Raw genomic sequence first — 8,705 nt, forward strand, 5'->3', positions numbered from 1 at the left:
CTTGGCTTCCGTCAAACGCTTCTGCCACAAAGCCCAGCAGACTTTATGTGGCGAACTTTAGATTCACGTGACTAGTTTTTGAGCGCCTTCCCGAAGCTTTGGCCACCGCCAGAGCAGGACAGTTGTCGGTCGGGATAAGATCCCGAGACGGTATGAAAAAGTGAATACTTTAGTGTGCTGCTTGGGCGGCCTAGTCATAAAGCATTGAATCTGACTGTTATTGTGCTGTTTTAGCTGCGAATTGGCCTTCACGTAGTTTAGAAATCCCGGACAATCGTTGGCGAAAGCGCTCGCCGGAAAAATCATGAAGATTGAAAGAATAAGCTTCATTAATATCTCCTCTTATGTTCGATCGCGACCGCGCAGGCCGAGGGAAATAGAAAACCGCCAACGCTCGCACGTTTGTGAAGCAGTTCACAAACGCATGAAAAGCCCGCCAGCGTGAAGACACAGGCGAGACAGGCGATGTGCACCAACTCATTCATGTCGTGCGCTGTACTCAGCAATCGCCTTGCGAGCGTCCTCAGCCGACTGTCAAAACTATCCAGGATACGGATGCGGCAAAGAATGCTTGCGAGCTGATGCCGAGCGGCCAGCTAAGCGTCCGCTTCGTGTGGGCCCATCTATGGAAACGTTGCAAGGTCGTCAGGGGCTGTTTCGGAAACATTCTATGCGCGACCCGTAAGGGATCGGGCGACATTCCTGCAATGGCGCCGAGCACGATCACCCCAGTCGTCGCGGGGGTCGCGAAAAGCCAAATTGTCATCAATAGACCCACGCAAGCATCGAAGCCGATAAGCGCCAAATCGTAAAAAAGCCTTGGATCCACTAGCAGGCCGCGATTGTTGGCATCACGCTTTAATTTGATCGCTCGAAGTGGATAGTCCCAGTGCGGGATCGCATCGATCGCAAAGTGGCTTGCAAAGGCCGTGACCGTAACGAGGACTGGGTGCGACGGGAACAGGCTAGCGATGGCGCCGCCGACAACTGCGTGAGTGCTTAAAATCATATCTCGTCGGCTCGTATGCTGCTCATTGCCCCATCTCTTAGCACGCTCCCCGCAGAGAAGCAGGGATCGGCATCGCGTTTCGCCTGGCTGGTTCCTGACCGGCGAGACAAGGGGAAGTCCCCGCCGGTCGCAATTCGAAGGTGGATGCCTATGTTCGGCCTATGCGTTTCGAGTTTTGCCTACCGACGCTCGGCGAGGCGGTTCCCGCCGGCGCCGAGTGGTTTCATGAAATAAAACACGATGGATATCGCCTGCGGCTTTAGCGGGATGGCGACTGCGTGGTTATGACTGGACGAAGCGTTTCCATGGGTTGTGGAAGTCGCACTGAAAGCATCGGGGCTGGAATGCAAGCCGTAGGCGCTCGTCTTGCGACGGAACGGAGATCGCTGCACCGATCGTGCGCAACGGTAGCAGCGCAGGCCGCAGGCGCCGCTCAAATGCGGCGCTTGCCGCCGTTTCAACGACAAGAGGAGTACCCCTAATGCGCCAAATTCCAGAATGCTAATGTTCGAGAACAGACAGACGGCAGCGTGAGCTTTTGTAAAGTAGGCCCATTGCGGCGTACCAGAGCATATTCCCGATGAAGCCCGGCCTTCGTGCCGGGCTTTTGGTTTGCCAGGCCGGGGGCCAAAAAAGGGGCAAGGCCGCCCCCCGAATATGCCACGGCGGGATCCTGAAACCATTCTGCCAGCTCCGCGAAGCACTCCCGAAACAAAGCCTGATCAAGCTCGCGTACATTGGCCAACGGGGATTCGATCATGTGGGCATTCATTGAAGAATTGTATCGAGACTATTGCCTGACGCGGGTGCAGGAGATCCGGAAGTTCGAACTGTCCCACTGAGCCCGCGGGAACGGTGCCTCTTATTTGCGCGAGATGCCCAACATTCCCGCCCTCCGAAAGCTTCAATCCAACGTTCTATCAAAGCGGGTCCTTGGCACGACACCTCGCAAGAGCCTCGCGGCATCCATCTGCACGGCCCCTGTCGCGTGCACCGGCAGGGGCTTGTTTACATTCGGCACTCTCGCGCGCGGAGGAATGGCGGCGTCTACGGGAGGCAATAGCGCGCGACGTCCGGGCCATCATCGATCGACAATTTGCAGAATGCTCACCGGGCCACTTTCATCGCGGCATGGCAGACCTATTGCCTCTGGATCCAGACTCAGATCTCGTTCCGTTCATTTCGACCAAATTGCTTTTCCGGGGGATCTATCGTGAACGGCGAAGCCGGATGCATGGTTTGTAATCAACCTCGAGTGCTCAAGGTCCTTTTTCCCGGCAAAGGTTACGAGCTGAAGCTCTATGAATGCACCAGCTGCGGCAGCAATCTGCGGCTAGCTACCAGAGTTTCCAAATTATCGCCCAAGCGGCAGAGCGGACTATCTCCTCGCGGCACGCGTTTCAAGACCATCGATGCGGCGCTGAAAAGGGCCGCTCGTGCGGCAGTTGCGCCAAAACTGAAAGGCCCGCCAGCGTGAACCGCCGGTCCTCGGAAGTGTTTGCAGCGCCCGTTAGGGGATTTGGGAAGTGCCTGTAGGCAAACTGCTCTCGAAGCTGCTCCTGCAGGCCTGGATAGAGGATCAACGATAATGGACACTCGTTCCGGTCTCCTAAGCGAGCAAGAAACCGCCGTGAAGCATCTCTTGAGGCAAGCGGTCAAGCGCCACCGCCCAAGCAGAGCCTATTCGGTCATCGTCCGTCACGGCACCGAGACCGATGCAAACCGCGAGTTTGCGTCGGATCGCGAGGGCGATGCGGTCGCATGGTTTTTGGGCGCGCTCCCAATATTTGTGATCATTCATGTAATCTGCGTGAAAATCGGCGCGATCTAGCAAGGAAAGTCATGCGCGATGATAGGCTTTCGCTATCGGTGTTCACAATCGAGGTCGATCGAAGGCCGGTTGTTGCCTTCGCTGCTCGAAAATATTCGGATGCTGAGGCGATCTGTGCCGACCAAAGAATACGCACCAAACTCAACGCGGCGCGGTCGGGCGGAAAGCCTCTTTGCGACGAATTGGCTATATTGCGCGTTCGACTTGCCAATCCCGGAGAAAAGAACCGCTACCGAGAGCAGACTTCAGCGCGATCTGCAGATGCTGGTCTGCCAATATATTTGGTCGATCTAGATCGGTAGCTGATTGGAAATTAGCCAAAGCGAAAGCCGCAAAGCGTCGCTCCCATGCTCGTCTCCAGACAGCGCAGAATTGCGCTGTGGAAGAGCGCGCTTGAGTCGATGCGGGATCGTGACGGGGCTTCATGTCCCAGCTGCGGCCCACTATCTCTGCAGCTGTTTCTTGAGTAGGGCTCTCCCCGCCCCTGTCAGGATCTTGCGGCGGGTCAACGGCTTTTCCACACCTCTCGATCCGCAGTAGCTCGCGCGCGTTCCGAGGCCCAAGGTGGCTTGGACTAATTGATAGCCACTCGAAAGACGGCCCCGGCCGCGGGGGGCTTTTGAGGTGTGAAGGCGGGGGCCGCTCGAGGTGCTGAACTGCGTCTCCAGCGACCCAAGCCTAGGAAAATTCGGCATTCAGCTCTGTTCGCTTTCACACTTTGACAGTACGGTTCCCCTCAGGGAACGGAATAGCTGCAATGAAGGCTCAGTTGGAAAAGCTCCGCACAGAGGCCGCCAAGTGCGCCCTCACCCTCGTGAAACTTGGGTGCGATCGATCTTCAAAGAATTACAGAAACTAGGAAACAGCGGGTCCTTCTCACGTTGTTGAGCAAACCACCTGAGGAGGAAAGCATGCGTCGAATCGCACTTGCAGCAATCGTTCTTGCCGCTGGCCTGACGCCAGTGGTGGCTCAACAGACCTCGCCAAACATGCAAAACGAAGCCGATAAAGGCATCAAGACTCAAAACTCCGGTGCGTCGGGTTACGTCGGTGAACAGGACAGACCAGGTTCCGCAGCGCAAATGCCTGGCGGTAGCTCGGGTCGCGCCGATTCCACGACGACAACACCTAGCGCTCAAAATTCCGGAACAGGAATTGCCGGAGCACCGGGTGGCAAAAGCGGCCCCTCTCCAAAAGGTACTGTCGGTCAGAACACGTCGACCCAGCAACAGGACTCATCGAATATCAAAGGTCTGCCGGGAAACAAGAGCGGCCCGCCCGCTAAACGTTGACGGTTCGTTGCTCGAAGGCGCGTGGCATAGTCGCCACGCGTCTTGATCGGTCCTAGACCGGCAAATTGTCTGTGATGCCGGGCGGCAGATCATCTGGCTGCGACCGCCCCGTCAGAAGCTGCTTCTCGGCTGCATATCAGAAGCGATCCACGTCTCCGCTTGGCTTGCCCGCAGCACGCCAAACCTCGCAGGCACGAATACGAATGTCCTCCTGACCTAAGTTGGGCGTCGGTTGTTCCTACCCACTGGTGCAAACCTTGGCTCCAGACGCTCTCGCGGTTGATATTCAGTGTCGCTGGAGAGCGTATCGACGTTTTAATCTTTCGGTTGTCGTCCGAGCAGCATAATTGATGCGGTCAATGTCGGCGCCATCGGCCGCAGTAACGTTCAAATGCCAATTCATAGTGTTCGGGTCGTCCTCATCGCATTCAACTTCAACCGCGATAACCAATTCGCCGCCCGGAAAGCTCCGGATCTCCTGCAGGGCAATTAACTCCAGGTCTTTCCTTGACATACTGGCCATTGCGAGGCTCCGCGCGCCCACCTCTCAATCAACACGCCGCGTTCTTGCCTCGTTCCTAAAATGCGAAAAAGTCAGCCATGCCGTCTTATCGTACACTGGGCCAATAAAGCGGGTCTGCCGCTCGCCCGGGAAAACTTGCAGCGCCCACTCACCGATGGGACTTGTAAAACGCTTGCGCGTTCGCCTTTTCGTCCATGCATTGTGTCCTTTCAACCGCGCATCAAATGCCTTCCGAGTGGCGATCCAAATCCCCGGCTGTCGGCTTATCCCTTAAAATGGCGCACAAGCTGACATTGCCGAGGTCTGAGAACGGCCAAATTCAGAAGCCTTCGTGTGCAAGACTGCTAGTTCTCCGAGGAACTACTTCGAAAGGCTTTCGTTGTGCTGGTCTTCCGGACAAAGGAAGACGATAATGGACCGCGAACATGTGAAGGACGCCGCCGACAAGGTAAAAGGCGCCATCAAAGAAGGTGCCGGCAAGCTCAGTGGCGACAAGCACATCGAAACCGAAGGCAAGATCGATAAGGCCAAGGGATCCGCCCACAACGCCGTGGGAGATGTGAAGGATGCAGCGCGGGACGCCGCTGACGCCCTCAAGAAATAAGCAAAGAGAGGACCAAAAAACCAGCCACCTCCGGGCGGTCTTTTCTTTTTCTACTGGGCGGTCTGATAGCTCGCCGGATCGTGGCGGAAGGCGACCTGATACCGCCGCTCTAAGAGGATGCGTCGTTGCATCGGGCGTCGCGCCCTATGAGCAGGACCTCTTGTTGGAGTGCTTCAATCCGGTGGACTGATAGGATGCCGAAAGCAGCAGCAGAAAAAGCGCCCTGGCCGCTTTGTATCTGGCGGCGGCGCGGCTGCCCTCCCGACCTGAGACTATGGTCGTTCCGTCGCTGGTGCATACGCACCAGCTCCATCTTCGGCCCCGCGGCGCGAGAGCGATATCAAAGAGCTTGAACTGGCCAGTCATTGCACTGCAAAAGATTGTGGATAGGCCAAGAATAATCGACAGCGCTGACCCCGTCCACAGCGACAGAAAATCCCCTAAATACCGCTGGGAGCTTTCGGAGCCTTCGGGTGTTACGAATTAATTATGGCTACAGCAAAACTGTTTGAAGGTTGAAGGACCCGAGTATAGCATCGGGGCTTAGGGCTCTGATGAGGACTTTGGAAGTGCCGCCTCATTGGCGGGTTGACGTGCACATCCCGCAGCTTGGCACTTCAAGCTTCAGAGATCAAAATGTCATCCACCAGCAAGATTGTGCTCTTCATCGATGGAGCCAATCTCTATGCCACGGCGAAAACGCTGGGTTTCGACATCGATTACAGGCGCCTGCTGACTGAATTTCATAGCCGCGGGTCGGTTCTCCGCGCGTTCTACTACACCGCCATCATCGAGGACCAGGAATACTCTTCGATCCGTCCCCTGATCGACTGGCTCGACTACAACGGGTACACCGTGGTCACCAAGGCCACGAAGGAATTCATCGACGGCAGCGGCCGCCGCAAGGTCAAGGGCAACATGGACATCGAGCTCGCGGTGGACGCCATGGAGCTCGCCGAGCACATCGACCAGATGGTGCTGTTCTCCGGTGATGGCGATTTCCGCTCTCTGGTTGAAGCCGTGCAGCGGCGTGGTGTGCGGGTCACCGTTGTATCAACAATTGCGAGCCAGCCGCCGATGATCGCCGATGAGTTGCGCCGCCAGGCCGACTTGTTCACCGACCTCGTCGAGCTGCGATCCAAGATCGAGCGGCCCGCCTCTGAACGAGCTGCCCCGCGCGAGCGTGAGGTGCGTCAATCCGCGCCGCAATCTTTGCAGCGCGTGACGGCTGTGCCACCCAAGGGAAATGATAGCGTTCTTGAGGAATGATCTCGAAGTGCCAGTGAGCAGCGGCAGGCGGTGGCCCTTAGCCGCCTCCCAATTGACCAGCGAAATGTCTGCTCACATGCACCTCGCAGGCATGGTGCTTATTGTCGGCGCAAGCACGTTCGACCGTCTGCTTGCTGCATCGGCTTTGACGATATGGCGGACGCCCTGTTCAAGGATGAGCACACCGAAGGCGCGTTCGCCCTACACAGCGAATATCGCCTTAAGCATAAAGGGGCGAGAACAATTCAGTTGCCGCGGCAGCTCATCAGTTAGGGGTGCAGAAGGGTCAGCGATGAATACTCACCGTACAGTATTAGCTATCTTTGCTGCAGCTTTCGTTATTGCAGTTGTCACAGCGTTTTTGACGATCTTGCACAATGTCGACCCTCGCAGCGCCAGCACGGAAGCGCCGCCGGGCACGATAGGTTTGGCTCGACCCCATCCGCCCTTGCCACCGCATGCCGGCCAGAATTAAATCGTGCTTCTATCGGCGGCTCTGAATTCGGGCCGGATCAAAATGAATCCACCGCGTCGGCTGAATTTAGGCCGCATAGCGACCCTCGTCACGGCCAAGCGGCGGCAAGAAGCTAGCGGCCAAGGCGCCGCAGAAAGGAGCCTAGCTAGAACGGCTCCGTTGCGGTCTAGGCGAGGTTAGGCTTACCCGAGAGGCCGTGCTTGCCTGAAATGGAAACCGTTAGGTGCGAACTTCCGGGCCACAGCGCGAACCTCACCCTCGCATGTTTCCAGCGCGATCTTTTGGGCGAGTATGACGTCTCCGATCGGCAGAGCGCCGATCGGCATGAAACACAACCCCACCTGTATGCGACCTCTCTCGTCGATCTCGCACACGTTGACCGAGGCCCCGGCGTGGATCCTGTATCGAATGCCGCTGTCGCTCCCGATCACCTCAAAGTAGCCCTTCCTGGCGAACTGTTCACGCTGGGCTGGCGACATCCATTCCCGCAAGAGTTGCAGCGACCGGCCCTCCGGCGTGCCCTCGGCGCCGTGCCGGATGAAGAGCGCTCTCGCCGCCTTCATTCGGGAGCGGCCGCCCCGCGAAGGTCGAAATCCGAACATGACCGTCTCGGTTATCCACCGACCAATCTGGGGAAGAAGACGGTTTCCTTCACAGTTGGGTCGAACGATCGGATCTGCGAGACCTGACCTGGACCCGAACGGACCGACGCGGCAAAGCCGGCATTGGTGAGCTCGTAGAACCGCTGCTCCGCTCTTGCCAGATCTTGTGCGTCGTCGGCATTGAAATGATGTCGGCTGTCGCCGCTGCGATCCATCACGATCTGGATTGCCATGATCGTCCTCCTCGGATTGCTGGTGGCCAAGGATCTCAACCAAGTATCTGGCCGAAGTCACGAACTTGCAAGACTTCTTCAACGGCGGCCTACCGCGAGCGAGCCTCTGCCCCCACGGCGTCAGCGCAATCAATGATCCCCAAGCCTAAGCGGCGCCGTCGCCAGGATACCCTCGCCCAGCCTTTCGACAAGTGGCAGTGCATCAAGTAGCCGGCGGACGTTCAGGAACAATCCATCGACACATGTCGTTGCTTCTGTCGAGGCCCAGCTCACGGGTGGGTGTTGGTTTTCTGAATAGGTAGCCATGCGACGGCCGATCGTGGAAGGTCTCCGAACTCGGACGAGGCGTAGTCCCGACCTTCTGGGGTAATGATATGGACGTCGTAACAGCCTATCTTGGCAAGCTCCCTGGCTTTCTTGAGGGCCGCTTCGACGGTCTTCCTCCGGTGCGCCAGCTCGCCGTGCCTGCACATGGCTTTGACGGTGAAACTCATTTCTTCTTCTTTTTGTTCTTTTTCATGGTCTCGGCCTGGGCCCGGAATGCTTCGGCCAAGGTCTTCATCTGATTTGCCACAAAGGCATCCGCAGCGCGTGCGGCTGCCTTTTCAGCCACCTCAGCCTGCTTGCGGATGTCCTTTACAGCTCCCATGGGGGTTTAATTTCGAGGCCACAGTGTTGTTCCGCCTGATAGGCTCGATTCCTGGCGGCTTCCTTTTTGCGGCGCAATCTGCGCCACATCGGATGGTGTAGTCGGCGATTTCAACGATCAGAATGCTTGCCGGAAGGAGCTGTGCCGCATGATCTTGACGCGCCTCGCCGGAGAGCCAGATCAGGTGGTCGTCGTCGACTGGTCGCGGCGGTCGTCTT

General features: G+C 57.3%; 12 protein-coding genes. 6 read left to right on the forward strand and 6 right to left on the reverse strand.

Annotated elements, in window-relative coordinates:
* Positions 1-523 precede the first annotated feature (523 nt).
* Complete coding sequence (locus XI08_RS10495; RefSeq protein ID WP_161533458.1) at positions 524-1,009, reverse strand: hypothetical protein; 486 nt, start codon at positions 1,007-1,009, stop codon at positions 524-526.
* A gap of 478 nt (positions 1,010-1,487) precedes the next feature.
* Positions 1,488-1,769, reverse strand: coding sequence for a hypothetical protein (locus tag XI08_RS10500; RefSeq protein WP_271574349.1), 282 nt, complete (start codon positions 1,767-1,769; stop codon positions 1,488-1,490).
* Positions 1,770-2,222: 453 nt separating this feature from the next.
* Here XI08_RS10500 and XI08_RS10505 point away from each other — a divergent pair, with 453 nt between their 5' ends.
* The 3 genes from XI08_RS10505 (at position 2,223) to XI08_RS10515 (ending at position 4,132) form a co-directional block, all read left to right on the forward strand.
* Positions 2,223-2,486, forward strand: a complete 264-nt coding sequence (locus tag XI08_RS10505; RefSeq protein WP_271574350.1) for a hypothetical protein — start codon at positions 2,223-2,225, stop codon at positions 2,484-2,486.
* 111 nt (positions 2,487-2,597) lie between these two features.
* A complete protein-coding gene (locus tag XI08_RS10510; RefSeq protein WP_161533456.1) occupies positions 2,598-2,840 on the forward strand; it encodes a hypothetical protein in 243 nt (80 codons plus the stop codon).
* A gap of 911 nt (positions 2,841-3,751) precedes the next feature.
* Entirely contained in the window at positions 3,752-4,132 is a 381-nt protein-coding gene (locus tag XI08_RS10515) for a hypothetical protein (protein ID WP_271574354.1), read from the forward strand.
* Between the two features lie 286 nt (positions 4,133-4,418).
* On the opposite strand, the gene XI08_RS10520 is transcribed toward XI08_RS10515, so the two are convergent.
* Entirely contained in the window at positions 4,419-4,655 is a 237-nt protein-coding gene (locus tag XI08_RS10520) for a hypothetical protein (protein WP_161533455.1), read from the reverse strand.
* Between the two features lie 412 nt (positions 4,656-5,067).
* On the opposite strand from XI08_RS10520, the gene XI08_RS10525 reads away from it, so the two are divergent.
* Together XI08_RS10525 and XI08_RS10530 are read left to right on the forward strand one after the other, a co-directional pair.
* Positions 5,068-5,259, forward strand: a complete 192-nt coding sequence (locus tag XI08_RS10525) for a CsbD family protein (RefSeq protein WP_161533454.1) — start codon at positions 5,068-5,070, stop codon at positions 5,257-5,259.
* Between the two features lie 630 nt (positions 5,260-5,889).
* Positions 5,890-6,528 carry a LabA-like NYN domain-containing protein gene (locus tag XI08_RS10530; RefSeq protein ID WP_161536983.1) on the forward strand — a complete coding sequence of 213 codons (639 nt, stop codon included), beginning with the start codon at positions 5,890-5,892 and terminating at the stop codon, positions 6,526-6,528.
* A 657-nt stretch (positions 6,529-7,185) separates the two neighbouring features.
* Here XI08_RS10530 and XI08_RS10535 read toward each other — a convergent pair.
* Positions 7,186-7,605, reverse strand: coding sequence for a hypothetical protein (locus XI08_RS10535; protein WP_161533453.1), 420 nt, complete (start codon positions 7,603-7,605; stop codon positions 7,186-7,188).
* Positions 7,606-7,616: 11 nt separating this feature from the next.
* Positions 7,617-7,838 carry a hypothetical protein gene (locus XI08_RS10540; protein WP_271574351.1) on the reverse strand — a complete coding sequence of 74 codons (222 nt, stop codon included), beginning with the start codon at positions 7,836-7,838 and terminating at the stop codon, positions 7,617-7,619.
* A gap of 374 nt (positions 7,839-8,212) precedes the next feature.
* Here XI08_RS10540 and XI08_RS10545 point away from each other — a divergent pair, with 374 nt between their 5' ends.
* Positions 8,213-8,404, forward strand: coding sequence for a hypothetical protein (locus XI08_RS10545; protein ID WP_271574352.1), 192 nt, complete (start codon positions 8,213-8,215; stop codon positions 8,402-8,404).
* 48 nt (positions 8,405-8,452) lie between these two features.
* Here XI08_RS10545 and XI08_RS10550 read toward each other — a convergent pair.
* Positions 8,453-8,705: hypothetical protein (locus XI08_RS10550; protein WP_271574353.1), on the reverse strand; the 253-nt coding region annotated here is incomplete at its 5' end.

Origin of the sequence: Bradyrhizobium sp. CCBAU 11361, from assembly GCF_028128935.1 — a bacterium.
Classification (GTDB): Bacteria; Pseudomonadota; Alphaproteobacteria; order Rhizobiales; family Xanthobacteraceae; genus Bradyrhizobium; species Bradyrhizobium niftali.

Excerpts from the sequence above, each read along its gene's own strand:
- XI08_RS10495 (WP_161533458.1), bottom strand. The coding sequence starts at position 1,009 with ATGATTTTAAGCACTCACGCAGTTGTCGGCGGCGCCATCGCTAGCCTG.
- XI08_RS10500 (WP_271574349.1), bottom strand. The coding sequence starts at position 1,769 with ATGATCGAATCCCCGTTGGCCAATGTACGCGAGCTTGATCAGGCTTTG.
- XI08_RS10510 (WP_161533456.1), top strand. The coding sequence starts at position 2,598 with ATGGACACTCGTTCCGGTCTCCTAAGCGAGCAAGAAACCGCCGTGAAG.
- XI08_RS10515 (WP_271574354.1), top strand. The coding sequence starts at position 3,752 with ATGCGTCGAATCGCACTTGCAGCAATCGTTCTTGCCGCTGGCCTGACG.
- XI08_RS10520 (WP_161533455.1), bottom strand. The coding sequence starts at position 4,655 with ATGGCCAGTATGTCAAGGAAAGACCTGGAGTTAATTGCCCTGCAGGAG.
- XI08_RS10525 (WP_161533454.1), top strand. The coding sequence starts at position 5,068 with ATGGACCGCGAACATGTGAAGGACGCCGCCGACAAGGTAAAAGGCGCC.
- XI08_RS10535 (WP_161533453.1), bottom strand. The coding sequence starts at position 7,605 with ATGTTCGGATTTCGACCTTCGCGGGGCGGCCGCTCCCGAATGAAGGCG.
- XI08_RS10540 (WP_271574351.1), bottom strand. The coding sequence starts at position 7,838 with ATGGCAATCCAGATCGTGATGGATCGCAGCGGCGACAGCCGACATCAT.
- XI08_RS10545 (WP_271574352.1), top strand. The coding sequence starts at position 8,213 with ATGGACGTCGTAACAGCCTATCTTGGCAAGCTCCCTGGCTTTCTTGAG.